Genomic DNA, 25,096 nt, shown 5'->3' with positions numbered 1-25,096 from the left:
AAGCCCACCCGGCCCAGAAACACGTGAGGGGCATTTTTCCTTCACTGTGAAAGGCTTGAAGTCTGTGAACATTTGGTCAGTCCTCACGTGGACTGTGTTCGGAATCGCCCTGGCCGGCATCGTTGTCTTCTTCATTCAGTTCCTTATCGCTGCGGTTCGCGAGAACAGAGCCGCGAAATCACGGATCTCCGAAGTCCACACTCTGTTGGATGCAGCAAAGAACTCACGCCTCCAAGCGCGACAAGAAGCCGCAGAAGCCTCAGCTGCGGTCCGTGATGTCTGGGTCGAGTTCGATGAAACTCTCGTCGATGACCTGCAAGCGGGAAGGACTCGGTCGACAATAGACGCCGCGTTCTTCTTCAATTCTCACTCCCTGGCATCCCCGCTGTTCGAAAATCGATGGATCCAGGCACTGCCGGGAACGCTCATCGCCATCGGCGTGGGTGGAACGTTCTTCAAGCTGACCTTTGGACTCATGGGTCTCGATCTGACCGGCGACACAGACATAGACGCATTGCAAGAGAGCGTCATGACGCTCCTGACAACAGCTGGCCTGTCGTTCTCTGCATCTGGCGTCGGTGTCCTGATGAGCTTGATCGCCACAGGCATCCTCTCCAAAATTCAAACTCGCACTGCGCTGGCGATCAACGGACTGGTGTCAGAGATCGACAGCTACTTCGAGCGCTACTCAGCTGAGTTTGGCATTCAGAGAGTCGACCAGAACACGCGAGAGATCGCTCAGTCCCTCAATGAGCTCCACGAGAAGATCGGTGTTGAGTTCCAGAAGTCCGTACAGGGTCTGAGCAGCGACATGCAAAATGCCATCATCGGCGCCATCAACCTGGCTCTTGCGCCGGCGATGGAGAATCTCTCCGAAGCGACGTCTCGGCAGTCGGGTGAGGTGTTCGACAGCCTCGTAGGTCGTTTCAGCGAGGCATTCGAGGGCATGGGCCAGTCACAGGCGACTGCGATGAAGTCCGCATCTCGGGATCTCGTTGAATCAGTCACGTCGTTGAGCAGTCAAGTAGAAAGCACGCTTGAACGAATCGAGAAGACGACCGCCGACAGCTCTCTGGCGACCAGCTCAGGAATCAGTCAAATGCTAGCGGCGGCGCAGGAACAGGCGAAACAAGACCGCGAGCACCACGCTCTCGCCTCAACAGCTGCGCGGGAGCAGGCTGAGGCCGACCGTGTTACCTACAGTGAAGCACTTTCACAGCTGCAGACGTCGTCGGCTGAGTCCTTGGCACGATTGAGGGCCGAAGCCAGCGAACAGACCGATGTGCTCCAACGGCAGTTCGGCGAGCTGGCCGAAAAGGCTGACGATCGTCAGCAGTCACTTGAGGCGAACATCGCACATCTCGCTGAGCTCACATCCCGGACCCAGGCACTGATGGAGACCTCCGCAAAGAGTATGGCGGCAAGTTCTGCTGATCTCAAGTCAGTCGCCGACGGATTCTCGACAACGACAAGGACAGTCGCTGGCAACCTCTCAGACGCAGTCTCGAGCATCCAAGCGATCAGCCAGCAGCAATCACAGTCCTTGCGGGCTCTTGATCAACACTCAAGCGCCATCAGCCAGATCACCAGTCATTCGAACAGTGCGGGCGAACAGCTCGCCGCGGCCGCCCATGAAGCAAAGACAGCCTTCGACGAGATGCGTCAGCACCAGACAGAGTTCCTCCTGGGCCTCGGCGACTCACTCGATGGAGCGAAGACGAACCTGACCCAAAGCATCGAGCAGTCTGCGAAGAAAATGGCCGATTGGCTTGCCGCATATTCGGACGCGGTGAGTTCGCAGACCGATGAACGACTCAACGACTGGAACAAGCAGAGCACCGAATACGCCTCCAGTATGCTCCAGATCGCCAGATCCCTTGCGGGCGTCATCGACGAACTCGAGGGGGTGAACAAGAGTGGCGCTTACACGCGGAAGGCGGTCGTCCGCTGATGGGTCACAAGAGACCAACTACTGGTCTTCATTCACCGATGTGATGACTGGAGTGCTATTCGTCTTCATCCTGGTTGTTGTAGTCCTCGCGATTCAACTGATGCAGGCGCAGAAGGACTTCAAGGCTCAAACCGACGACCTCAGCGAGCAGATCGAGAATTCGAGCAAGGCGGAGACCATCCGCAAAGACATGCTTGACGAGATCCGCGACCAGCTCGAATCACAGGGCATCGAGGTCGTCGTCGCTCAAAACGGTTCGGTCATCAGCATCCCCAATGACTCACTGGGTTTCGACCGCGGCTCTTACGAGATCAAGGAGCAGTACAAGGACGAATCGCTGGCGATTGGCAAGGTCATAGCTACGGCCATCGAACAACACAATGGCGCCAAATTCCTCGACACGGTGTTCGTCGAAGGTCACACTGACAACGCGAACTACGAAGGTCTGGAGGGCACAGGCAACTGGGGGCTCTCGACATTTCGGGCCATCTCGCTCTGGAAGCTCTGGGAGGACGATCTGCCCAGCAATGAGCAGCTGGCAAAGATGCAGGGACCTGACGGTAACCCATTGTTCTCGGTGTCGGGCTATGGCGAAACTCGACCGATGAACGACGACCAGTCGACTGACGCCGGTGCCGCGGCCAACCGCCGGATCGACATCCGTTTCACGATCATGCGAGCAGACTCCGACCAGCTCAAAGAGATCGAGCGCGAAGTCACAGAACGATGACTCTGGACTTTCCGCTCCCACCAGCGCACGCGAGCCTTCTTGGGTGGAACAACGATGACAAGACGGCTTGGGACAAGCTGACTATGGACGCTCAGGCAATGAGCAGAAGAATCGACAATCCCGGCCTGAGCGCGAAATCAAATCAAACGGCACGAGCTGTGCTCGGATCGGAGCGCCCCGAGCTGCACCCCGAGTTAGCTGACCGCAAGATCTGCCGTGCAATCGTCACGCTGTGGTCAGGCGACAGAAAGCTTGCGGAAGCATCCATGAGGACCCCAGTTCTCCAGACAGTCTGCGACAACGGCAGTTTCACCAGGCTCTTCACATTCGCTCTCGCAAACGTGTACTTCACATACTTTGATTGCCTAGACGACTGGGACGTTGGGCTGTTCACAATGACGGCAGAACGGCTGCAGCAAGCCGTCTCACAGCAGTCGACCACGCACAGCCGGGACGTCCTGTTTGCTGTCCGTGCGCGTCCCGAGGTCACCATCGGCAAGGACGCTCCGAGCGCAATAGCACGGCTCGCTCTCGAAGAGGATCGAGACCTGCCCACCGTGATGAAGGATGCGGGGCTAGGGGACTATGCCACAGGGCGCTATGCCGAAACGGCCCGGCAGCAGCTCTACCTCGATCGCATTGCTCAGGCCGATCCTCAGCAGTCTTACGACTGGTTGTCTGATCTGTATCAGTCCGAAATCGCTGACGCACCCGCATCCGGAGGACGCCGTTTCGGGCATCTCGTCCTTGAAGCGATGACCAACCACCGTACGGACAACCCGAGCCGCGACTGGGAGAGCACGATTCTCAAGATCGGGGATGATCCTCGCGCGCGCGGAACTGTCAATTGGAACAAGTGGTGGGCACGTATTCCGCTCGAAAACGTGCGACGAGTCATCGCGTGGCTCTCCGGGGAAGACATCAGACTGTTCCTTGAGGCCGTCGAGGTCTACGGCAGGAAGAATCACCATTCGGATCTCCTCCGGATGTTCTCCGATCGTGAGCGGTTCTTGAAGGGACTTCTCGAACTCAATATGGTGAAGGAGACTCGACTGTTCGCGGGTCGCTCGGCACGGTCTGCGATTCGACAGATCATGGGCACAGACCTGAGGACGAGCATTACGCCGATCACCGGAGGCAACTACAGCAGCACTGCAGTGATCTTCATGAACTGCGGTGATTTCCACATCGTTGAGGGATCCCACAACTTCAAAGTGCGAGTGCTCCGCGGTGATCCGCCTGAGATCATGTCCGACTGGGAAATGGCACAAATCGACAACTACTCCTTCCTCTACGGCGTCGAACGGGACCGCCTCTACGGCGAAGACTACGTCTCACTCACGCACGACGTGCACAAGAAGTGGATCTCGGATGCGCTCCTCTTCATCGAGCAGGCGGGCCAATATGTGTCCCCTGAAGACGTGATGACAGCCGAGACCTATCAGCATGTCTCTGCCACGAGACCGCTGCCCGTGCGGCCGAAGAATTGGCAACGCCCCAACCGGAGAGGACAATGATGAACCTCCGTGAGACTCTCAAGCGCATTCTCGGGGAACGAGCCGCTCCGGCGGCGGACGAGCAACCGTTGCCCGAATTCGTCCCCGATTTCGACTCAACTGCTGCGAACTTCCGCATCGGTGCTCAGGGGTGGGCAGAACTGTCAGAGGGCGGCGGTTCTGGCCGTGCTTTGCAACAGTACACGGTACTCGGACTGTTGGAAGAGCAAGGGGATGCGATCCGTCTCCCGAATGGATTTCGAATGGAGTCGAGGAATGTCTCTCGACTCGATGCTGAGATCTCTGCTCTCCTCGGGCTTCCTGGCCATGTCCCTGGTACCTTGCGCACGGAGGTCACAAGCAACACCACAAGCAGCCATTTTCGTGTCACACCGTATTTCGAGGTCGAAGGCATTCGAGTACCTGTCGAACGGCACGGCGCGGTCATCACCATTGGGACAGGCGAACATGTTCTCACGCTCACGGAACTCGACGTCCTTGAAGCGATCGAGCACCACGCATGTTTACCGCCAGCTGAACGCACCGAGGCCGCAAATGTATCCTTAGTTGCTCGGCTTCACGAAGCGAGACATCAGTCGTTGAACGACTACCAAGGCCGCCCCTTGGACATCGACCTGGGTCACCTCGAGAAGTTTGCCACGACGGCGCCGAACAAGGTCGAAGTGACCGTCACACAGCACTCTGACGGCTCTCTTGAGCTCAGCCCCAACCTCGGCGAGGGCACCGAAGACATCGATGTATTGGATTACGAACAGCAGCTCGAGAGAAGTGATGTCCTTCGGATCGACGACCGCTTGATCCTGCTTCACGAACAGCAGAAGGCTGGGGTCCGAGAGATCAGCCGCAATCGCAGAATCTCGGCGACGCAACGCGACGCGTTTCTTGCTGCCCCCGGCGAATTTCTTGACCCGTCGCTCGTCGACCTCGAAATCACCTTTGGGATCCGCGTCGAAGGCATCGGCGCAATCGTGCCACTCACCTTTGCCGAAGCCGAGAAATCGGGAATCGATTGGTTGACGGCGGCCTCGGAGATCCTTGCTCCCGAAGCCCTCGAGGGGCTCATCCGTTCCGATGAAGAACTCGAGGATGTTAAAGAGAAAATCCAATCAGCACGGCAACTCGAGCAGTCGACGATCACCCATGAAGAGAAGATCGTGGACATCTCCGACCCGGAGACGACGGACGAAGCAATCAATAAGGCAGCGAGGAAGGTTGCTGCACGGACTGACGAAACCGATCTCCCTGAAGCCACGAACGATACCGTGCAAGTCGGCATGTACATCTCCGACAGCCGCGATCGTTCCGAAGAGCTGCGAGTAATGGCTGAGAACGCGGCGAAGAATTATGCGCCCGACCTCTCGAGGCTCAGGTTCACGCCGTTCCCCCACCAAAGAGACGGGATCGCCTGGGCTGCGGGAATGATGGCGGCATCCCTGGCCGCTCAAGATACTCAGACACGAGTCGAAGGCGGTCTTCTCGCAGATGACATGGGGCTGGGAAAGACTTTCATGACGCTGGTCGCGCTACGAGACTTCATGTCCGAGCAGCAACACAGATCCGGCCAGGCAAAGCCGATTCTTGCGGTCCTTCCGCTCTCACTCATCGAAAACTGGGAAGACGAACTCCGAAACGCTTTCGAGGAGCACCCCTTCGACGACGTAGTCGTGCTGCAGTCCTCTAGGGATCAGGACAGGTTCCGGATTCAGGGCCGTGGGACCGAGTCCCGAGCATCAACGACTCTGCTCGATGACCATGGAATGGTGGACGAGTCAGCGCTTCGACTCTCGCTTCGAGTAGGTGAGACTCAGAAGGAGCGCCGCCTCGACATGCCTGGCAGATTGGTGCTGACCACCTATCAGAACCTCGGGCGCTACCAGCTGTCATTGGGTCAGGTGGATTGGGGTGCTGTCATCTTCGACGAAGCTCAGCAGATCAAGAACCCAGAAACACTCGCGTCTCGAGCTGCCAAGGGTCTGAAAGCTGACTTCAAGCTGCTCTGCACTGGTACGCCTGTTGAGAACTCGCTTCGTGACATCTGGAACCTTCTTGATACTGCTCAGCCGGGTCTGTTGGGTGACTGGAGGACCTTCCGGGAACGGTGGATCACGAGTGCCGAGAACGAAACTGCTGAGGACCAAGCCACGCGCGGCAGGGAACTTCGCAAATTGATCGGCCGTTTCATGCTGCGGCGAACTAAGGAAGACAGTATCGACGCGCTCCCGTCGAAGACCATCTACACCGGACTTGGCAGCAGCTCCTCAGCCTCAGCTCTGGGACAGGGGTACGAATACGATGATCGACTGTCGAACGAGATGCCTTCAGCCCAGAGAGCGGCATACGATCGCGTCCTTCAGATGCATCGTCCTCGGAAGGGCAGTGCGCTCGAAACTATTCAACGTCTGAAGAACGTGAGTCTGCACCCGGCGACGCTCTCCGAATCGGGCGCGGCCTGGGACCCGGAACTGTCCGCACGTGTCAACGGGATGGTTCAGGTCATCGATGACATTCGAGATGCCGATGAGAAGGCAATCATCTTCGTCATCAGCAAAACCGTCCAGGCGCGCCTGGCAGTTTGGCTCCACGAGCGATACGGATTCACCCCCAAAATTGTCAACGGTGAAACAAAAGCAGTCGAGAGCAGCTCTTCGAAGACGAGAGGAACTCGCAAAAGCATCATCAACGACTTCGAATCTAAGCCGGGATTCAACCTCATCATCATGTCGCCTTTGGCAGTCGGTGTCGGGCTGACCGTTGTCGGTGCGAACCACGCCATTCATCTGGAGCGGCATTGGAATCCGGCCAAAGAAGCTCAGGCAACAGACCGTATCTACCGGATCGGGCAGACGAAACCCGTGCATGTCTACCTGCCTCTGGCGAATCATCCAACTCTCAATTCGTTCGACGTCAACCTAGATGCCCTGTTGCGTTCGAAGACTGATCTGAAAGACTCTGTGGTCGTTCCGGGAAAGGTCGAAGACGAAATGATGCATCGGATGGGTATTTTAGATGCAAAGCAGGCCGTCACCAGCACAGACTGAAAGTAGGAGATTCTGGGACTGCTGATGATTTGGTTGGCTCCGGGCTTGTTCCGCCAGGGCGACCGGCTTGCGGTGAACAAGTTCGTACTCAACCGGGTCAAATTACCCAAACCCCGCTGCCGACGTTTCCGGTGATGCGTCTCCTCGACCCAGTATACGATCGCCGGCCCGGTCTGATCGATTGTGCCGGTCTTGGTTGCCGCCGGCATTACGACCATGATCATCAGGCAGAATCTCCGGGCGAACGATAGTCGGTAGCGATGGGTGCCCCGGCGGTTCGAGCGGAGTACTCAAACCACAGGGACACATTCACTCGTGGCCGTCGAGCAAGTCTCGATATCGGCCCGGCCGATGTTTGACGGCGGATTATGGGTATTCGCCTCGGCGTCCCGCACACTCGTGACCGTCACCCTAGTGGCACGGGAACGTCGCGGTCGGCTGCTCGAAAGTCTCCCAGTCGCAGGCGCGCAACTCCTCATCCACGGTCGTAGTCGAGAACCCCGACGCCAAATGAGTCTGCTGATGGTGCGTTAGTGCCCCCGTGCCATACCGAACGGATACCGCCGCCCGTCCCTGACCATTTCTGTTCGTCGAGCAAAGGCACGGAAAAGGCCCGGACCTCACAGATTCCTGCAGGTCCGGGCCTCTCGTCAGCCTATCCGGGCCCCAAACAAGCGCTGGGTCTCAGAAGTCCCAGTTCTTGCCATCTCAGAACGCCCAGTCCTCGTCCTCCCTGATGAGAGGCGGGAAATCCTGCGGCTCCTCCAGCTCCGATGGCTGCTCGTGCCATCTACGTGCCACTCACGATCAAAGCCGCTCTCGCCGACCAGATCGCTGCCGTCGCACATGCCCAGTTTACCGCCGGGCAGCTCCATCCGCACGGGAACTTGTGGGGCTGTGCGCAGCGCGACGCACGTTCTCTCCGCCAGCTCTGGTTCACCCGGGGAGTTCGCTGGCTCTTCCCATGGTCGGGGGCGACCGAGCGACCTCGTACCGGGATGTTGTCTGCTGTGGCGGGTTACTGAGTCGTCATGCCTCAGTTGCCCCAACCACGCTGCGTGTTGCCTCCGGGGGCCTCGCGCATTAGGGAAGCACTCGGACGCGTTGGTAGCCGTGCACCTCCAAGTACTGGCCACCGACCCAGGAGGAAGGACCAACCATGAAGATCACCGACCACACTGGCGGATACGCTGTCACCCAAGTCGAAGAACTACATACCGGCGCGTTCACTGCACGAATACTTCGGAACGGCAAGCACGTCCTCGACGTCGAGAATGAAGGGCGTGGCGGAGTAAACCGATACTACGCCGCGTCGCCCGATCAAAGAGGCGAAAAACAAGCCCTGTCTACCTATGCCGCAAAGGATTTTGGAGATTTCGAGCCAGCAGACGCTTTCGTCAACGCACTCATGGACATCGACATCGTCCGTCGAGCCGCGCGCCGCAATGGAACCACCTTCGCGGAGGAGGCCGAGGTGATCATCACGGATTTCGAAGAGACCTCGTACCCGGAGTTGATCCCCGAAATGAAGCCGCACTTTGACCTGTTGCGCAGGATCGGGGCAGCGCAGAACGCGGACGAAACCCCGGCGCGCGCTTCCTCCGTTCAACGATCAGCGCGCCGAACCCTGCCGTCGGATATCGGGGCCCCGTCTCGTCGCGGAGGTACCTCGGATCCTCGACGGGATCCGTTGGGCCTCTGAGTACACGCAGACGGGCCCCGGTAGATGACTAAGAACCTATTGGCGCCCTTCTCCGCCACCCGACATTTCTCTCTTCACGTGTGTCCGGGGTGCTACCGCCGCTGATGTGTCGGCGCAACGTCGCCGCTCTAACGTTCGCTGTTCATGCCTAGTCTGCCTACAGATCTATCCCCTCATCCTGGAGCTAGTCCTTCCTGTGTCCCCTCGTCGCCACTTCGAAACTGCTGTGCTTACGAAAAGGCGAGCTACCGCATCCCACGGATCCGCTTCCAATCCTGCCAAATCTGCTTGAGATCGCGCGCTTCGTCCGCCTGCAGTGATACCCCTCGCTCACCTGTACGACGGGTACGCCCACGAATCGTCATCATTCTCGCCGTGAACAGCCTCGACGCCGCCTGCTGTTGAGCTTCCTCGAAGAACGTTGCGTCGATGCAACCGGTACCGTCGTCGAGGCTGATGAATACCGTTCGCCTACCGCTGCGCATGGGAGGCGTTTGGGTTGCGACACGGACTCCAGCAACGAGCACTTCCGTACCTGAGCGAAGGCCCAATAGTTCTGACGCGCGGGTGATGCCGAGTTCGTCGAGCATCGGCCGGTACAGGTCCATCACGTGGCCATCGACCTCGGTGGAGAGCACGTCGAGGTCGGTGGCGATTCGTTCCTCGGCACTGGGGTCGGGAATGGTCGCGTCGAGGAGCACCTCATCGCCGAAGAGCGGAATCTGATCCGGCTGCGGCGCCGGCGTCTTCTTGTGAGTGCGGGCGGTGAGTTGTCGGACGTAGGCGATGATGCCACCGCGGCTGGCTTGTCCGTGCTCGTCGCGGGTGAGGTTGTCGAACGCGCCGATGCGCGCCAGGCGCATCATCAGAGGTCGTGACGGGCGTGCGCGTTCGTAGAGGTCGGTGATCGAGGTGTACGGCTGGCCGTTGAGGATCCGGGTGAGCTCGGGGCCGGTGATGCCAGTGATGTCCCGAAAGGAGAACCGGATGGCCTTGGCGCCAGGCGATACTCGTTCCACACGGTACTGATCGGAGGACGCGTTGATGTCGACTGGCAGCAAGGTGATTCCGAGACGGCGGGCCTCAGCGGCCAGGAGTCGGCGCGGGTACATGCCGGGGTCGTGTTCGAGGATGCCGGTGAGGAACTCCACCGGGTAGTGCTGCTTCAGCCAGGCGCTCTGGTAGGTCGGCAACGCGAACGAAGCGCCGTGGGCTTTGCAGAACCCGAACGACCCGAAGGCGACCACGTTGGTCCAGATGCGGTCGATGTCGCGGTCCCGGAACAGCCGCCGACCCCGCTGGTCGACGCGGGCGGCTGTCCGTATACGGAAGCGGTGTTCGATGGCCGCGGTGTCGGTGGCAAGGGCGCGGCGGATCTCGTCTGCTTCGGCGAGGCTGATGTCCATGCAGTCGGCCAGCACCCGCATCAGCTGCTCGTGGTAGATCAGCACCCCGTACGTCTCCGCGAGGAACGGCCGGAACCTGGGGTGCAGGTAGGTGACCGGCGCGTAGCCGAGTTTGGCGTCGATGAACGGGGCAACCATGTTCGCCTGCATCGGGCCGGGCCGGAACAACGAGATGTCGGCGACGAGGTCTTGGTACTGATCGGGTTGCATCTTGCCGAGGAGTTCCCGCTGTCCGGGTGATTCGATCTGAAAGCACCCGAGCGTGTGCGTGGACCGGATGAGCTCGAACGTGGGCCCGTCATCGTGCGGAATCTGCTCGAGGTCGATCCGCCCATCGGCGGCGACATAGGGAGCATCGACAGGCAGCCGGCCTTCGACCACGGCGGTCGCGCCGTTGACGCGAGCGATCTCGGCGAGGGTGTGAGCGATAGACGATTGCATCCGGACGCCGAGGATGTCGAGTTTGAGTAATCCGGCATCGTCGATGTCGTCCTTGTCGAACTGCGACATCGGCAGCCCCATCCCGGACGGCTGGGTTGCAGTTAGCGAGAGAAGGTTGCTGTCGCCGAGGATCACGCCACACGGGTGCATCGAAATGTGCCGCGGGAGCCGATCGAGACGGGCCGTGAGGTCAATGAGTAAGTCGAGTTGCGCGTCGGTCTTCACCTGCGCGGCGATATCACGCAGCTCGGGCTTCGTGTCCAATGCTTGCCGGAAGTCCTCCGGGTTGAATCGCCAGATGTTCTTCGCGATCCGGTCGATCTGTTCGAGGTCGAGACCGAGGGCGGCACCGGCGTCGCGGACAGCACCACGCGCACGGTACGTCGACTGCATCGACAGCAGCGTCACCCGGTGGTGGCCGTAGCGGTCGAAAACGGCTTGGTAGATGTCGTGGCGGCGGGCGGACTCGACGTCGATATCGATATCCGGCAACGTGCTGCGGGCGTTGCCGAGGAACCTCTCGGAGAGCAGGCTGTGTTCGATCGGGTCAACGGCAGAGATGCGCAGCAGGTGGTTGACGAGACTGCCGGCGCCGGACCCGCGCGCCTGGACCCGGATGCCCATGTCGCGGATGAGGTCGACGACGTCAGCGACGGTGAGGAAATACGCCTCGAACCCGAACCCGCCGATCGTGGCGAGCTCGTCATCGAGCCGGTCCCGCACCCGGCGCAGGCTGGCGCCGTAGGCGTCAGGGAATCGGTCGGTTATCGCGGCCTCGCACCGCTGCCGCAGCACCCGCACCGGATCGGCGCCGGCCAGGCCGATCGCCTCGAGCTCAGGCACTTTCGGTCGCCGCCACCGTAGGTCACTCTCTGGGTCGAGACGACACTTGTCGGCGACCTGCTCAGTGTGGGCGAGCAGATCGATGGCATCGTCGCGGCACCGCCCGGCGTATTCGCAGATGCGGAAAGCCAAGTCGTGCATGGCCGGGGCGGGCTTCAACCATGCCTGGGCGGGCTGAGGTTCGAACGTCCCGAGGGGCTGCAGCAGTGCGGCGGCGTCGAGCACGTCACCGGTGATCGCATCGTCGGGGCGAAGGAACCGGACGGCATTGGTGAGCACGGCCGGCACCCCCTGGGTGCGGGCGAGCTGAAGCATGTCAGCGGCATGCCGCAGGCTCGCGCCCATGCCGGGGCGGGTGTGGTGGCAAACGATCTCCACGACGACTCCGCCGGGCAGCCTCCGCTCCCACGCCTCGAGCAGGGCTTGGGCGCGCGACCGCTTGCCTTCGAGGACGGCGCGACCAACGTCGGAGCGCGGGCCGAGGAGCACTGCGGCGACGGGACCGGTATCGCCGAGCAGGAACGCGGGTGCCTGGTCGGGGGTGATCCAGGCGCTGCGGTGGGCGGTGCCGTGAAGGGTGCGTTGCCGGCGTCGCGGTGAGTGCGAGGCCGAGATGAGCCGAACCATGCCCGCCCACCCGGCACCATGGTTGTGGCCGCGCGCGAGCACGGTCACCGTCGAGAGCCCGCCCTCGTCGTCACGGATTTGCAGGTTCGCGCCTACGATCGGATCGATCCCGGCCGCAAGGCAGGCACGGACGTGCCGGATCGCGCCGTAGATGCCGTCGTGGTCGGTGATCGCCGCCGCGTCAGCGCCGCCGTCGACAGCCGCTGCCACGAGTGCTTCGGGGTGCGCAGTGCCGTGGTGAGCGGTGAACGCCGAAGCAACATGGAGATGAGTGAAGGAGGGCACGGACGGTCTTAGTCAGAGACGACCCGGATCGACCAGTGCGGCCCGTCGGCGACCGCGAGGTCAAAGATGAGCATCTCGCCATCGTCGAGCGCCTTGGCCTGGACCTGCCACATCGGCCGCTCGACCATCCGGGCGTTCCTTGCGCCCACGAGGTCTGTGTTGTCCTTCCACCAGCGCACACGAGCCATCCACGGGATCGGGCGGGCGCAGACGACGAAGCGGCGACGGTGCCAGATGAACCGCTCCGGGGCGCCAGAGATGGTCGTCCAGACGGTCGCGACTTCCTCGCGGTGCATCGTGTCCATGGCCCACTCCCTCCAAATCGAACATATGTTCGATGCTTCAGTGTAGATCCACGCACCGACATGGCCAAGGCCCCGGCCCCACTTGCACGGGTCCGTTCGTGCAGTTATCGGGCGGCGTGGACGGTCCTTGGGCTGGTGAGACGGCATGTCAGGGCTCTTCACGCACAGAGAGCGCAGCCCGCATGCGGAGCCCCGCGCTCGAACCCGAACACGTCGTCTGGCCGTAAGGGAGCAGTACCTCGACGGACTGGGACCACGCTGGCTGCAGTCTGGTGTCGCTCGATCGCGTAGAAGCAGAGCAAGGCCGGGGGAAGATGCCAACGTCGCGGAATGCGATACCGACGGCAGGAAAAGCGTGCTCGCGGTATCGGCAGGCGATGCCTAGACCGCCCGGAAACAGCCATATTACCCACTGTCGCCCTTCTCTCCAAAGGAATGGCGCCGGCGGCGGAGAGTATCGATGATCAGAAGCACATAGCTCAGGGCTGGCGAGACATCACGGCAGAGACTGCGGAGTGTGAGATAACGCTCGGCGAGCCCGAATGGCACGATACTTGCGATGGAGCGTTGCGCCGATGGCACGTGCAGCATGAAAGTCTGAAGAGATACCGTGGCGGTCTCGCGCGACGCTTGGCACTCAGTTGATCTACGTGCAGGTGGGATCACCTCTGGCAGCATCATTTACCGTGGAAACTGGAGTGCCGGCCCCATGGCGGAAACCCTAGGGCCGGCACTGAACCCTATATCGAGCCAAAGTCGCTACCCGTCGACCAGCGCGAACGCTCAAAACATTAGAACGGTTGGACCGCAAACATCCTGCTGGTTATCTCGGGCCTCTAGTCTGTGGGCTCAGTCTCGGCTACTGCCCGGTAGCGAGGAAAACCGTGGCGCGAGGCCAGCACGACGATAAGCGTTGGCAACAGTAGGACAGGCAGGGCCCAAGGGAGTGACAAGGTGCCCAGGCCTGCGAGGATAAGGCCGCCCGCTATGCCCCCCAACGCCATGGACAGGTTCCAAAGGGTAACCAGCATTGACTGAGCCGTGTCAGCCGCCTTCCCCCCAGCGTCGTTGGCAGCGGTCTGGGTCAACGTCGGGACTCCGCCCCAGCCGAGACCCCAGACGATCACAGCCACGTAAATCAGTACGTGGTTGTCGAAGACGAGCGCTAGCGCCGTCGAGGCAACTCCGACGAGCACCGTCGTGAAGATCATAAGCGCTCGCAAATGCGTCTGGATGAACGTTCCTGTCACCCAGATGGAGACAAGGGAAGCGAGCCCGAAGGCGAGCAGGACCAAGTCGACCTGTGCTCCAAGCCCCACTTGATGTAGATATGTTGCTATGTAGGTGTACCCAATGGTGTGGGCGAGGACGAACAAGAGCACGACGACCAGAACCGCGACAACGCCGGGAGTTGCAAGCGTTGCCCGTACTCCGGTGCTCCGATCCCGTGTTGTTCCTGCCTGATCCGGAACAAACAAGAGCACCCACAGGAGGAGGATGAGCGTGAGCACGGTCATCGCGAGGAATGCCGCCCGCCAGTCGATGAGACCAGCGAGGAAGGCGCCTGCAGGCACGCCGAGGCCCAGAGCAAGCGGGATTCCCGTCATCACCACTGCGATGGCCTTCCCCTGCAAGGAAGGTACGACCATCCGGCGCGCGTAGCCTGCAATCATTGCCCAGGCCAGTCCGGCCGCTACGCCGGCCGCAAATCGGGCGATCATGGTGAGGAGATAGTCGCTGGAGAAGGCCGTTACCGTGTTGGCGACAGCGAACAGAGCCATGGTCACCAGCAAGAGTGGCTTTCTGCGCCACTTCGCAGTGAGAATGGCAAGAGGGATCGTTGTCAGCGCAGTCGCAATCGCGTAGATGGTCACAGTCTGGCCTACCGCCGCCTCGCTGGCTCCGAGACTTGCACTCATGCCCGGAAGCACACCGGCTGGCAGAGTCTCGGTGAGGGCTGTAATGAACACTGCTGTACCGAGCGCGAGCAAGGAGCCTACGGGCAGCCGCTCGGAAGGCGGACGACCAACGCGCGTTGACGTAGTTGTATCTGTCATGCAACCATGGTGAAACCCTCACATAAGTGTGAAGGTCAAGCCGAATCTGAAAGTGAGATGCGACACATGCGCATTGGCGAGCTCTCCGAGAGGACTGACACTTCGCGGCGGCTGCTGCGCTACTACGAAGAGCAGGGGCTCATCATGGCCGAGCGTAGCGAAAACGGCTACCGCTGGTATGAGGAGGCCAACATCGACCGAGTGTTGCAGATCCGTGGGTTGCTCGATGCAGGGCTCCCAGTGCGCATCATCAAGCAGGTCCTTCCCTGCCTGGATAAGCCGCGAACGATCTTCTTCAAGGATGCAACGCCGGAGATGTTGGCGCTACTCAGGCATCACCGTGATCGTATGGATGAGCGTGTTCGATGCTTGGCGAAGAATCGGGATGCCATCGACGAATACCTCAGCGAGGTTGAGAGCTGCGCTGCCGACAAGATTGCGTAGGAGGTCTCTCAGCTCCGGTGGCCTGAAGTCTCTCTTCGCGGCCAACGTGGTTCGCATCGTGGCGCGGTCGGCAGCATGGGGGATGGCTGGGGCGCGCTGCACCTCTTCCAGTGGGCCCGAGCGACGCTGCGCACGAGGGGCGGTTGGGGTTTCAGGCCACCATTCACTTCCCGCCTACGCTTGACGGGGCGCTCGCCGTTTGCAGCGGCAGGGCATGTATGTGAATTGCGCTTTCCGACCACCCGCGAGAGCACGTGGAAGGTGTTCGCACCTTCCGCAGTAGCCCGTCAATGACAGCCACTACAGGCCGGGCTCGGGACCGAGGTGATTGCCCGTTGCTTGCGAGCACTATAAAAGTATGCCTGTCGGGTCGATACTGTGCGGGTTTACTGAACTGCGAGTCTTAACCTCGGATTCGTGGCATTACTTCTTCAATGATTCGGTTCACGTCTTCGGGGATGACGGCTGGTCTCAGGCGAACTCCCGAAAAGCGTTCATGCTGGGTCCATTCCTGGATGAGGTCGATCAGTTCCGGCGGTGTGCCGACGAAAATGTGAGTATCGGAGCTCCATTCGCTTCCCAGACAGCCATCGAGTTCTTCTTTGCGGGATCGGGCATGCTCTTGCGAATCGCCCAGAATCACAATGAGGTCACAGTAGATGCGTGAGGTTGAGGCCATAGGGCTCAGTTCCTCAATGTCTTGTAGCACGCTGAGGATTTTTGCCAGTGATGTGTCGCCGTCCGGGGTGACAAGGACGCTGTCTGCGGCGATGGCCGCGAAGCGATATGGCTCGAGGGCGTGATGTGCGAGTGCCATTGTCTCGGGTGGTTGGAACACTGGCACGTTCAGAGGTCCGGAAGCCTTGTGCTGGCCTGCAGTTATCGGATCCCTTGATATACGGGAAGGGTCTAGGAAATCTCTCGGGGCGCTTGTGGTTTCGGTAGACAGAGCTGAGCCGGGGAAGGTTTGCCATAGTGCTTTGACGACCGCGACGAAGTCTGCGGCGTCGTCAAAGAGTGAGCGGAGCCTGTGGGCGATCCGCGTGGGGACGTAGATGTCTTCGGGCATGAGGGATGGTGTGGGTTTTCCTCCGATGATGGCACTGTCAGCGGCGTTGGACGACACCTGGGGGCGCCACCCAACCCGCCCCGGGGCAAGGTTAGCCACCGACGCGAGTTGGGAGGCGACGAGGAATGCTGCCGTGTGGGTGACGTTCCGCGACATGATGACTTTGAGGCACGATGTGGCATTGAGCATCACGGTACCGAGGACGAGAGAGTCCATGCGTCCACGATATTGATCGGCTCTCTGGTCAGCGAAGCCGAATGATGACCCTTGAAGGCTGATCCCGTCCTCGATGGTGGCGAAGTCGACTTCGGCCTGGTCGAGGCGCAATGCCATGTCCTGCCAGAAGCGAGGCTGGAACAGCTGCTCGGGCTTTGTGATGGAAGAGGCCGACCAGGATGCTGGGTGCCAACCAGACCCTTCGAGTGCGATCCCTATGTGGAGGCGCCTCGGTAAATTCATGTCTGTCCCTTCAGGTGTTACAGGGATGTCTCGACAGAATGGATAGTGTTTGTCAGATTCACCCCGTGCTCGGGGATGCTGATGGAGATCGTGTCCTTATCGGCGATGCGGAAGCCGTCATGGAAGCTCGCCAGGTCCGCCCCGAGGTAGATGTAGTTGACCATACCAGGGCGGTGCATGGCGGGGAAGGTAAACAGGTGGGAGACCATGGCGTCCACGGGGAACTGTAGTGCGTCTTCGCCGCAGTCGAACGTGCCCTCCCAGACCGGCTGGGAGTCCCGCGAGATGCGGGTCGTTCCCTCAGCATGGGCTGGGGGCCGACCTGTGCGAATCCCGTCCAGGATCGCCGTGTCGCAGAGCTTGCAGTAGGGGTTCCATCCTGGGTTCTGGCGGTGGAGGCCGATGTCGCAGAGGTCGTTGCCGAAGGTGTAGCCAACGTAGTGAGGGGTCCCCTCGTCGTCGTTGATGTAGACAACGACGAGTTCTGGTTCTTCGATGAGGGCTACGGCGCGCTGGGGCACGACGAGGTTTTCGCCGTCGAGCTTGAGCCAGCTGCCGAAGCCTTTGAAGAACCAGTTCGGCGGGAAGCCACTGCCTTCGGGCTCGCTATCTTCGAACTTGGAACGGTGGGTTCGCATGAAGCCGCTGACGAGTGACTCGCGACCGTCGCGGGGCAGTGCGGGGATGAGGCGGTCGACGGTGGCAGGGCCGGCGGGCTCGACGGGGTCAGTAGCGTGTTTGAGTGCGTCGATCGCGAGCTCTAGCGATCCGTGAGCGATGGTGGCTTTTCCGAGGTCGAAGTCCGGTGCCTTGTAGAGGAGTGTGGAGGTGCTGTCGGAGACGCCAATGTGGCGCTCACCCTGGTTGACGCACTCGAAAACTGTGATGGTCATGATGTTCTCCTGTTGGGTTTAGTCGGTGGACATAAGGGTCTTAAGGGCTGCTTCGAGCCGACGGATGGGCTCTTGGACCCAGGGAAGTGTTGTGGGGTCGTGTGACTTCAATGACTCCTCTTGCTCCTGTGCTGTCTCTCCGTAGAGGTGGGAGACGCTGAATCGCAGTGTCAGGCGATCAGGTGGGTCACCGAAGGCGTTGCCGGGCAGGCAGTAGATCCCATGTTGGAGGAGTGCTTTCGCGAGTTCGTCACTTGTGTGGATCTGCTTATGCTGCGCGAGTTTGTCGGCGAGTCGATCGAACGAGGGATAGAGGTAGCAGGTGGCCACCGGGTGTGGCAGGTCCGCGCCGATGTTCGAAAGAGCGGCAGCGAGGGTGCCTGTCACACCTTGGTGGAGCCGGCGGGCGGCTGAGACCCACGATCGCACTTCGGCGGGTTCATTGAAGGCAAGGACTGCTGCTTGTTGGATTGGTGCGGCCACGCTGGACCAGACTTGGCTGGCGACGGCCTTGATCGCGCCATGGACTCGCGCGCCGAACTCTGTGGCAGGCGTGCGGAGCACTCCGAGCCGCCATCCGCCTAGGGCAAGGGACTTTGTCAGGCCGGTGGTGGTGATCGTTCGTTCGGGGGCGAAGCTGGCCGGGTGAGGTGCGGTGCCTTCGAACACGAGGTCGGTGTAGATCTCGTCGGAGATGATCACCAAGTCCAGCTCGCGTGCTACCGATGCAAGGTCTTGAAGCGTGTCCGAGGATGCCACGTCGCCTGTCGGGTTGTCCGGGATTGTCACCACGACGATGCGCGGGTCAGCACCGGCGCTTCGGGCCGAGCGAATGCGGTCCGCGAGAAGTGCGGGGTCCGGTATGCCCCCTTGAGTTGATCTCGTCGGTACCCGGTGGACACGTTTGCCGGCGAGTTCCGCCTGGACGGCGTAGCTCACCCATGAGGGCTGGGGCACAACCACCTCTCCTTGCATCGCGGAAATGGCCGCGTAGATGAGAGGTTTAGTTCCGGGGCCTGCGATCAGCTGATTGGGGCCTGTGGCGAGTCCGCGTCTAGTCCAGTAGCCGGCGGCCGCTTGAAGCATGTCGGGATTCCCGCCGACCGGCCCGTATGCAGACTCTCTGGTGCTGAGCGCGAGCTCGTCGGCGAGAACTGGTAGTGCGGGCAGTCCAATCTCTCCGCTGGCGAATGAGATAATCTTTCGCCCCGCTTCCGTGAGCGCTCGCATTTCTGCATCGGCTGCGAGGGTGGGTGAGGTGGGCAAGGTGGTGAGAGAAAGGTTCGGAATATGGCGACTCAACGTGGCTCCAACCTGGTTCGCAGTTCGGCTTTTCTAGCCTTCCCGGTGAGGGTGCGCGGGATTTCGGGAACGATCTGCACCTCGTCGATAGGGAAATCCGTGAAGTCGATACTCAGAGCTTCTTGGACTTCGGGAAGGGGCACGTTGCGGCGCGCAACGAGGACGACGGTGACAATGGGGTGATCGTCTGCCGTGCTACGGCTGAGGACGACGGCGTCGTTGACGGACGGAACCTCGAGGAGGCTTGCTTCGATGTCGGCGATGGGTGCGACCTTGCCGTCACGAACGATGGAGTCCGTCGCCCGACCGAGGATCTTGATCTCACCGGCTGCGTTGCGCCGCGCAAGGTCGCCGGTATCGAACCACCCGTCTGCGTCGAGTGCCTCGTTCATCTTGTCTGGTGTTCCGGCGTAGGTGATCGCGCGGGAAGCGCCTTTTGCGTAGAGCCGGCCCGTTCCGTCCGTGGCCGGGGGGAAGTCCTCGAGCTTGAGGGCGACGGAGTCCGCAGGACGGCCGTTCGTGCGAGTTGTCTTGTCATCGAGAAACAGGGGCACGGTTGTCGTGATGGGGCCGAACTCTGAGAGTCCCCATACAGAGAAGACCCGGGCGCGAAAAGCGTGTCTGACGGTATGGAGCAGTCGCGGAAGAACTGGTGCTGTTCCGACAACGACGCGGGTGAGCGTGTCTACCGCGCTGCCCGTGCACGTTTGCTGGAGTGCTGCAATTGCTTCGATCTTCTTCGGCGGACCGTAGACGAGGGTTGCGGAGTTTCGCGAGATCAGTTGCAGGTGGTCCTCAGGTTCGTTCTGTGGCGTGAATGCGGCGGTCGCACCAGCGTGGATGGTTCCAAGGATGCCCTGTCCGATGCCCGAATAGTGGACGAGAGGTGTGGTGATGGCCGTGACGTCCTGGTGGGTCAGTAGGAGAATGTCGACGTAGGCTCGTATCGCTGCGTAGAGCGTATTGCTGGTGTGCACCACTCCCTTTGAGAAACCTGTCGTGCCGGAGGTGAAAAGGATGAGCGTGGGGTCATCAGAATTGATCGATTCAGCACGTCTGTGTGTAGCTGGTGGCTCCGGTTCAGCGGGGTTCCCTGCGTTGAGCTGGGTTAGGGCGTCGACATGCAGGACTGTGACTGAGGTGGGGATGGTGCTGTTCTCGCAGTCGCGTAGCTCCTCGTCTGCGTCGGCGGGGGGCGGCTCATTGGAGGTGATGAGGAGTTTGACATCCGCGACGGTCAGTCGATGGCTGAGTTCGCCCGTCGGGCACTCGGGTGCGATCGGGCAGAACACCGCGCCAACGCGCATACATGCGAACAGCAGTATCGGGAGTTCTCTCCGATTGCCGAGCTGAACAGCGACGACATCCTGGGCGCCTATTCCAATGCGGAGGAGTGTCTCCGCGTGAATGTCGACCGCTGCACTCAGCTCGTGATAGCTGACGTGGGTGGAACCTTCAGGCCGCATCTCGATGAGAGCAGTCTTGAGCGGCGTCTCGCGGGTATGCCGGTCGAGGTCGTCGAGGAAGGTGACGTCGCGCCACCAGCCCTGCGACCGGTAGGTGTCTGTGTCAGGAATCGTTCGTGGGTTCACAGCACAGCCTTCTTCCGATTCGTTAAGAGGTCAGCGATGGGGTCGTCGCTGGTCTTGGCCGCTTCCAGCAGGTCGCGTGTGTTCACAGCGACTCTTTCGGCCACCCAGTTGAAGACCCATGCCTTGCGCTCCGGGCCGGGCAGTTCGAAGGGGACAGTGCGTGTAAGGGCAAGGCCGGCTGCGGCCGCACCGCCTACGTTGGCGATCGTGTCGTGCACCACGGTGATGCCACGTTCGGCCAAGCGCTTACGGGCGCCGGGGCTGATGCACTGGTTCCCGCCTTCGACGACGATGGCTGCGTCGACCTGGTCGACGTTGTCGTCGTTGATGGCGTGCTGGTTCGCGGCGAGCACGAGGACGTCTGCGGGTGTTGTGAGCCATCCCGGCACATTCTCGACCGTGTGAGTTTCTGGGAGGAGCTGGTCGCGGTCGATGACTCCGAAGCGGTTGGTTGCGGCGAGGAGCTTGTCCAGCGGGAGACCTTGCTGATCGATGACGGTGCCTCGGACGTCGGCCACACCGATGAGCCGATGTCCGTGGGCGACGAGGAATGCCGCGACGGCACGTCCGACGCTGCCGAACCCTTGAAGGACGACGGAGCGCGCCGCTCCCTCGCCGAGCTGGTCCAGTGCTGTCACGGCCGCGGTTCCTACGCCGTGGCCGGTGCAGTCTTCGAGGGGTTCGTAGTAGGTTCGCCAGTCGTAGGGCATGTCGACGCCGTCGAACTTGCGACGAGGGTCGTAGTGAGCTGCGGAGAAGAAGGTGGCACGATCGGCCGGGGTGACTCCCATGTCGACGCCGAGGTGAATTCCGCCGTGCAACAGTGGGGCGACCGTTCGGCCGAAGGACTGCATGGTGTGGTCACGATCGGTACCGTCGGAGACGATGCCTGCCTTGGCGCCGCCGATCGGGAGGCCGACGAGGTGGAGCTTGCTGGTCATCACACGTGCGAGTGCGGCGACTTCCGACAGGGAGACGTCTGGGGTCATTCTCGTTCCGCCCATGGCGAGGGAGTCGACGAGGGAGTCGACGACGACCCACCCGTTCAGGTCCCCATCGGCTCCGTTGAGATTCACGGTGAAGACCGGGTCGCGGTGCGTCTGGTGCTCAGGCACAGTTCTGTTCCTTTCGTGCGGTGTCGAAGGCCCTGCTGGGTCCTTCGGTGATGCGGTCTGCGAAGCCGCGGAGAATTTGTTTCCCGTCCGGCCCGAATTCGAGGTGTGCTTGGGAGCCGAAGATTCGGTGGTCGTCTGAGCGGACGAATTCGACGGGGGCGAGCTCGGATCGACCGATTGATGTGAAGCCCGGTGGCACTGTCTTGACGTAGAGAGTGTGGCGATGGAATACCCGGACGGCCGTGTCGACGTAGTCGAAGATTCGCTCGTCCTTGTTCACGGTGGCCCAGTGGCCTCCCACTCGCTGTTCTCCGGGTTCGAGCTGAGCACCGCGCGCGGTGAGCATGAGCTGCATTCCGCCGCAGACACCGAGAACAGGCTTGTCGGTGTTGTCTACAACGTGCAGGAGATGTCGGTAGTGTTCCGTGTCGTAGGCCCTTACCTTGGTGCCGCTGAGTACCAGAGCGTCGAAACCGGAGAGGTCAGGCGCTACGTTTCCGACGTCGACGGTGCGTGTGTTTGCGCCGAGTTCGTTGAATCGGGTGACCAGTTGTCTTAGCGAGAGCGTGCCGTTGTTGACGACGAGGACTGTTTTGCCGGTAAGGGGGGCTGGGTTGAGGATAGTCATGGAGAAATCACCGTTCCGGTCTTTTGGGAGTTCAAGGACGTGAGCGTGCCCGAACCGATGTAGACGCGCTCTACGCCGGCCTCGATCGCTTCACCTGCTGCTCGGAGCTTCTTGCGCATGCCTCCTCGGGCGTTCGTGTCTCGGACTCGAAGCGCTTCGGCGAGGGACAGCTGGCGCTGCACTTTACCGTCGGCGATGACGCCTTCGACGTCCGTGATGAGGTGGAGATTGGGAGTTGCCGTGGCGCCGGCTATTGCTGCGGCTGCCCGGTCGGCGTCGGTGTTTACTTCGAGTCCCTCGGGGTTGCGCGCTAGAGGGGTGATCAGGTGCACGGTTCCAGGGAGCGGCTCTGGTAGAAGGCTGCTGTCGACTTGGTCGATGGGGCCGACGCGGTTGTCGAAGTGTGTGAGCTTCTTGTTGATCCACCATTTGGACTCACTTGGCCCTGTGGTGAGGAGACCGTCTGTTCCGAAGTGGTGGATGAGGTTGATGCCGCGCGCCCGAAGTTGGCTGCATACGCTAGAAGCGATTACGCCGCTGACGTGTCGTATGTCATCGATGACGTCTTGCGTAGTGAGCCTGCTCTGGTTTCCGTAGCGGTCTGTGATGAGCACCGTTTCGACGCCTTTTTTCTGCTGGAACTCTCGGAGGGGTTTGGACCAGCCGTGCACAGCGATAACAGGGTATGTGAAGGCATGCGAGGCGAAGTCATCCCACCAAGCCGTGGCCATTCCTTCGAGTTGACTGCCTCCGAGTTTGATAACGGATGCGGCATTCATGCCGGGAACACCGGCAGCTGGCCGATTCCTTCCTCTTCGGGTCGGCCGAAGGCGAGATTGGCAACTTGGATCGCTTGACCGGCGGCCCCCTTGATGAGGTTGTCCAGGGCTGCCATGACGACCAACGGTCCTCCGTTGGGGTCGCGAGCGACGGTGATGTCGCAGTAGTTGGACGCGACGAGGGCGTGCGGATCAGGGAGTGGGATGGTGGATTCGGTGTGAGAGCGGACCCGGACGAAATGTTTCCCTCGGTAGTGACCGAAAAATAGCTTGCGCGCTGCCTTCTCTTCGAGGTCGGTCTGCGGGAACAGGTACGAGGTGGCGAGGAGACCTCGTACGTGAGACACACCGTAGGCGGACATTGAGATGCTCGCGTTCGAGGTTGGTTCCCGGTCGTTAAGAAACTCTTCGACCTCGGCGGAGTGGCGGTGGCCTGCGGGCGCGTAGGGAGTGACTGATCCCGTGCGGATGGGGTGGGAAGCCCCACTGCGTCCTGAGACTCCGCCGCCGCTGGATCCGGTCTTTCCGTCGACGATGACCCGCCCGAGCGGGATCCCGCTGTCGACGAGCGGGGCCAGGCTCAGTGCGATCGCGGTAGCGAAACAGCCCGGGAGGCTGATGAGCTGCGCTGAGGTCCACTCGGCGTCCGCGACGAGTTCGGGCACTCCGTAGAGGAATCGCGTCGCGAGGTGCTCGTTGCGGTGGACGCTCGGGTACCACCTGCTGTGGGTTGTGGCGTCCTTGATGCGGAAGGCACCGCTGAGGTCGATGACGCGGGTCGTCGTCTCTGCGAGCAGCTCTGCGATCCGGGAGGACTCTGCTGGCGGGGTCGCGAGGAAGACCACGTCGCACTTCTGCTCGATGTCGTGGGGGTCGATTGGTTGGACGGTCAGTTTGGTAGCATCACGGAGGTTGGGATGCAGTTGGTGGATGAGCTTCCCAACACTGCCGGAGCCGCAGACGATGGTGATCTCGAAAGAGGGGTGTTGGGTGAGCAGTCGGACGAGCTCGCCTCCGGCCAGGCCGGATGCGCCGACTATGCCTGCGCGAATCATAGGTCCATCCCTTCGATGTATCGGCAAATCTCGTCACTCACATCGACGCCGGAGCCCTCTGTGACGCCCCGGAAGCCGGGCGCGTGGTTGATCTCATTGACGACTCCGCCGTCTCCTCGACGGAAGATGTCGATGCCGTAGATTCCGGGTCCGATTTGATCGACGACGCCGCGAATGACTTGCTGGACCTTGGGAGTGAGTTCCAGTTCGTTGTGACCACTGCCCAGTGCGGCGTTGCTGCGCCAGTCGCCGGGCGCGGGTTGGAACTCCGCGGCGGCCACGATGCGTGTTCCCACAACGAGCACGCGCCACGAGTTCTCGCTCATGTACTCCTCAAGGAGACAGGCTTGCTCGAAGCCGTGCCCGAGATCCGCTACATAGTCGAAGACGGATTCTGCGGTTCTCTTGTCCGTGAGGAGGGTGACGCGCTTGCCGAGTCCTCCGTATATGGGTTTCATGACGACGGGAAAGCGCATGGCTTCAACGGCTTCACGAAATGATTCTCTCGAAAACACCAGCCGGTACTCTGGGACTGGAATCCCGGCTCTGCTGAGAGTCTGACGGGTGATGAGCTTGTTCTCGCAGATCTGTATGGCGGACGCGGTGTTAAGCATGCGCGTGTTTCCGGTGGATCCGGAAGCTGCGATAAGTCCGCCTCGTACGTAGCTCTTTGACCTGACCAACGCGACATCGAACGGTTCGAGTGCCCGAATCCCGTGTTGGTCGATGGGCAAAGATGCGTCGTTGATCCACTCAGTTCGCATCCCCATCGCTGCTGCGCGATCGACGATTTGGCGTTCTTCCCAGCCGACTCTGTCGGAGAGTATTGCTATTGATTTAGTCATCTCGTGGAGCCTT

The 25,096-nt window shown here is 61.0% G+C and carries 18 protein-coding genes; 6 read left to right on the top strand and 12 right to left on the bottom strand.

What is annotated here, in order from left to right:
* Positions 1-94 precede the first annotated feature (94 nt).
* From zorA to FJ887_RS04545, 5 genes are all read left to right on the top strand, one after another.
* Positions 95-1,951: an anti-phage ZorAB system protein ZorA gene (gene zorA, locus FJ887_RS04565; RefSeq protein WP_137826165.1), complete on the top strand. Its 1,857-nt coding sequence runs from the start codon at positions 95-97 to the stop codon at positions 1,949-1,951.
* Positions 1,952-1,994: 43 nt separating this feature from the next.
* Positions 1,995-2,681, top strand: a complete 687-nt coding sequence (locus tag FJ887_RS04560; RefSeq protein WP_137826164.1) for an OmpA/MotB family protein — start codon at positions 1,995-1,997, stop codon at positions 2,679-2,681.
* Between the two features lie 83 nt (positions 2,682-2,764).
* Complete coding sequence (locus tag FJ887_RS04555) at positions 2,765-4,198, top strand: EH signature domain-containing protein (protein ID WP_171007075.1); 1,434 nt, start codon at positions 2,765-2,767, stop codon at positions 4,196-4,198.
* Entirely contained in the window at positions 4,195-7,236 is a 3,042-nt protein-coding gene (locus tag FJ887_RS04550; RefSeq protein WP_137826162.1) for a DEAD/DEAH box helicase, read from the top strand. Before FJ887_RS04555 ends, FJ887_RS04550 begins: the two co-directional genes overlap by 4 nt.
* A 1,159-nt stretch (positions 7,237-8,395) precedes the next feature.
* Complete coding sequence (locus tag FJ887_RS04545) at positions 8,396-8,938, top strand: hypothetical protein (RefSeq protein WP_140954739.1); 543 nt, start codon at positions 8,396-8,398, stop codon at positions 8,936-8,938.
* A gap of 245 nt (positions 8,939-9,183) precedes the next feature.
* On the opposite strand, the gene FJ887_RS04540 is transcribed toward FJ887_RS04545, so the two are convergent.
* The 3 genes from FJ887_RS04540 to FJ887_RS04530 form a co-directional block, all read right to left on the bottom strand.
* Positions 9,184-12,540, bottom strand: a complete 3,357-nt coding sequence (locus FJ887_RS04540) for a DNA polymerase III subunit alpha (RefSeq protein ID WP_140954740.1) — start codon at positions 12,538-12,540, stop codon at positions 9,184-9,186.
* An 8-nt stretch (positions 12,541-12,548) separates the two neighbouring features.
* The gene (locus FJ887_RS04535; RefSeq protein WP_140954741.1) at positions 12,549-12,845 is read right to left on the bottom strand and encodes a DUF6504 family protein; all 297 of its coding nucleotides are present in this window, start codon (positions 12,843-12,845) and stop codon (positions 12,549-12,551) included.
* A gap of 836 nt (positions 12,846-13,681) precedes the next feature.
* Complete coding sequence (locus FJ887_RS04530; protein WP_140954742.1) at positions 13,682-14,902, bottom strand: MFS transporter; 1,221 nt, start codon at positions 14,900-14,902, stop codon at positions 13,682-13,684.
* Positions 14,903-14,968: 66 nt separating this feature from the next.
* Here FJ887_RS04530 and FJ887_RS04525 point away from each other — a divergent pair, with 66 nt between their 5' ends.
* Positions 14,969-15,346: a MerR family transcriptional regulator gene (locus FJ887_RS04525; protein ID WP_140954743.1), complete on the top strand. Its 378-nt coding sequence runs from the start codon at positions 14,969-14,971 to the stop codon at positions 15,344-15,346.
* A 403-nt stretch (positions 15,347-15,749) separates the two neighbouring features.
* Here FJ887_RS04525 and FJ887_RS04520 read toward each other — a convergent pair whose 3' ends face one another.
* The 9 genes from FJ887_RS04520 to FJ887_RS04480 form a co-directional block, all read right to left on the bottom strand.
* Complete coding sequence (locus FJ887_RS04520; RefSeq protein ID WP_250786153.1) at positions 15,750-16,631, bottom strand: LLM class oxidoreductase; 882 nt, start codon at positions 16,629-16,631, stop codon at positions 15,750-15,752.
* Positions 16,632-16,891: 260 nt separating this feature from the next.
* Positions 16,892-17,767 (bottom strand): fumarylacetoacetate (FAA) hydrolase, encoded by an 876-nt coding sequence (locus FJ887_RS04515; protein WP_140954745.1) that lies wholly within the window; start codon positions 17,765-17,767, stop codon positions 16,892-16,894.
* Positions 17,768-17,785: 18 nt separating this feature from the next.
* The gene (locus tag FJ887_RS04510; RefSeq protein ID WP_140954746.1) at positions 17,786-18,997 is read right to left on the bottom strand and encodes a pyridoxal phosphate-dependent aminotransferase; all 1,212 of its coding nucleotides are present in this window, start codon (positions 18,995-18,997) and stop codon (positions 17,786-17,788) included.
* A gap of 68 nt (positions 18,998-19,065) precedes the next feature.
* A complete protein-coding gene (locus FJ887_RS04505) occupies positions 19,066-20,661 on the bottom strand; it encodes an AMP-binding protein (RefSeq protein ID WP_140954747.1) in 1,596 nt (531 codons plus the stop codon).
* Positions 20,658-21,776: a Glu/Leu/Phe/Val dehydrogenase dimerization domain-containing protein gene (locus tag FJ887_RS04500; protein WP_140954748.1), complete on the bottom strand. Its 1,119-nt coding sequence runs from the start codon at positions 21,774-21,776 to the stop codon at positions 20,658-20,660. The genes FJ887_RS04505 and FJ887_RS04500 overlap by 4 nt, the downstream gene beginning before the upstream one ends.
* The gene (locus FJ887_RS04495) at positions 21,769-22,404 is read right to left on the bottom strand and encodes a type 1 glutamine amidotransferase (RefSeq protein WP_140954749.1); all 636 of its coding nucleotides are present in this window, start codon (positions 22,402-22,404) and stop codon (positions 21,769-21,771) included. Before FJ887_RS04495 ends, FJ887_RS04500 begins: the two co-directional genes overlap by 8 nt.
* Positions 22,401-23,183 (bottom strand): amino acid kinase family protein, encoded by a 783-nt coding sequence (locus FJ887_RS04490; RefSeq protein ID WP_140954750.1) that lies wholly within the window; start codon positions 23,181-23,183, stop codon positions 22,401-22,403. Before FJ887_RS04490 ends, FJ887_RS04495 begins: the two co-directional genes overlap by 4 nt.
* On the bottom strand, positions 23,180-24,238 hold the full coding sequence (gene argC / locus FJ887_RS04485; RefSeq protein ID WP_140954751.1) for an N-acetyl-gamma-glutamyl-phosphate reductase: 1,059 nt from the start codon (positions 24,236-24,238) through the stop codon (positions 23,180-23,182). Before argC ends, FJ887_RS04490 begins: the two co-directional genes overlap by 4 nt.
* On the bottom strand, positions 24,235-25,083 hold the full coding sequence (locus FJ887_RS04480; RefSeq protein ID WP_140954752.1) for an ATP-grasp domain-containing protein: 849 nt from the start codon (positions 25,081-25,083) through the stop codon (positions 24,235-24,237). Before FJ887_RS04480 ends, argC begins: the two co-directional genes overlap by 4 nt.
* Positions 25,084-25,096 lie beyond the last annotated feature (13 nt).

It is taken from the genome of Brevibacterium sp. XM4083, assembly GCF_006489205.2.
GTDB lineage: Bacteria > Actinomycetota > Actinomycetes > Actinomycetales > Brevibacteriaceae > Brevibacterium.
The sequence above is the reverse complement of the archived record's forward strand: the minus strand, read 5'-3'. Positions and strand labels throughout refer to the sequence as shown.

Excerpts from the sequence above, each read along its gene's own strand:
- FJ887_RS04520 (WP_250786153.1), bottom strand. The coding sequence starts at position 16,631 with ATGGACTCTCTCGTCCTCGGTACCGTGATGCTCAATGCCACATCGTGC.
- FJ887_RS04555 (WP_171007075.1), top strand. The coding sequence starts at position 2,765 with ATGGACGCTCAGGCAATGAGCAGAAGAATCGACAATCCCGGCCTGAGC.
- FJ887_RS04535 (WP_140954741.1), bottom strand. The coding sequence starts at position 12,845 with ATGGACACGATGCACCGCGAGGAAGTCGCGACCGTCTGGACGACCATC.
- FJ887_RS04530 (WP_140954742.1), bottom strand. The coding sequence starts at position 14,902 with ATGACAGATACAACTACGTCAACGCGCGTTGGTCGTCCGCCTTCCGAG.
- FJ887_RS04510 (WP_140954746.1), bottom strand. The coding sequence starts at position 18,997 with ATGCGAGCGCTCACGGAAGCGGGGCGAAAGATTATCTCATTCGCCAGC.
- FJ887_RS04560 (WP_137826164.1), top strand. The coding sequence starts at position 1,995 with ATGACTGGAGTGCTATTCGTCTTCATCCTGGTTGTTGTAGTCCTCGCG.
- FJ887_RS04515 (WP_140954745.1), bottom strand. The coding sequence starts at position 17,767 with ATGACCATCACAGTTTTCGAGTGCGTCAACCAGGGTGAGCGCCACATT.
- FJ887_RS04490 (WP_140954750.1), bottom strand. The coding sequence starts at position 23,183 with ATGAATGCCGCATCCGTTATCAAACTCGGAGGCAGTCAACTCGAAGGA.
- FJ887_RS04525 (WP_140954743.1), top strand. The coding sequence starts at position 14,969 with ATGCGCATTGGCGAGCTCTCCGAGAGGACTGACACTTCGCGGCGGCTG.
- argC (WP_140954751.1), bottom strand. The coding sequence starts at position 24,238 with ATGATTCGCGCAGGCATAGTCGGCGCATCCGGCCTGGCCGGAGGCGAG.
- FJ887_RS04495 (WP_140954749.1), bottom strand. The coding sequence starts at position 22,404 with ATGACTATCCTCAACCCAGCCCCCCTTACCGGCAAAACAGTCCTCGTC.
- FJ887_RS04480 (WP_140954752.1), bottom strand. The coding sequence starts at position 25,083 with ATGACTAAATCAATAGCAATACTCTCCGACAGAGTCGGCTGGGAAGAA.
- FJ887_RS04545 (WP_140954739.1), top strand. The coding sequence starts at position 8,396 with ATGAAGATCACCGACCACACTGGCGGATACGCTGTCACCCAAGTCGAA.
- FJ887_RS04550 (WP_137826162.1), top strand. The coding sequence starts at position 4,195 with ATGATGAACCTCCGTGAGACTCTCAAGCGCATTCTCGGGGAACGAGCC.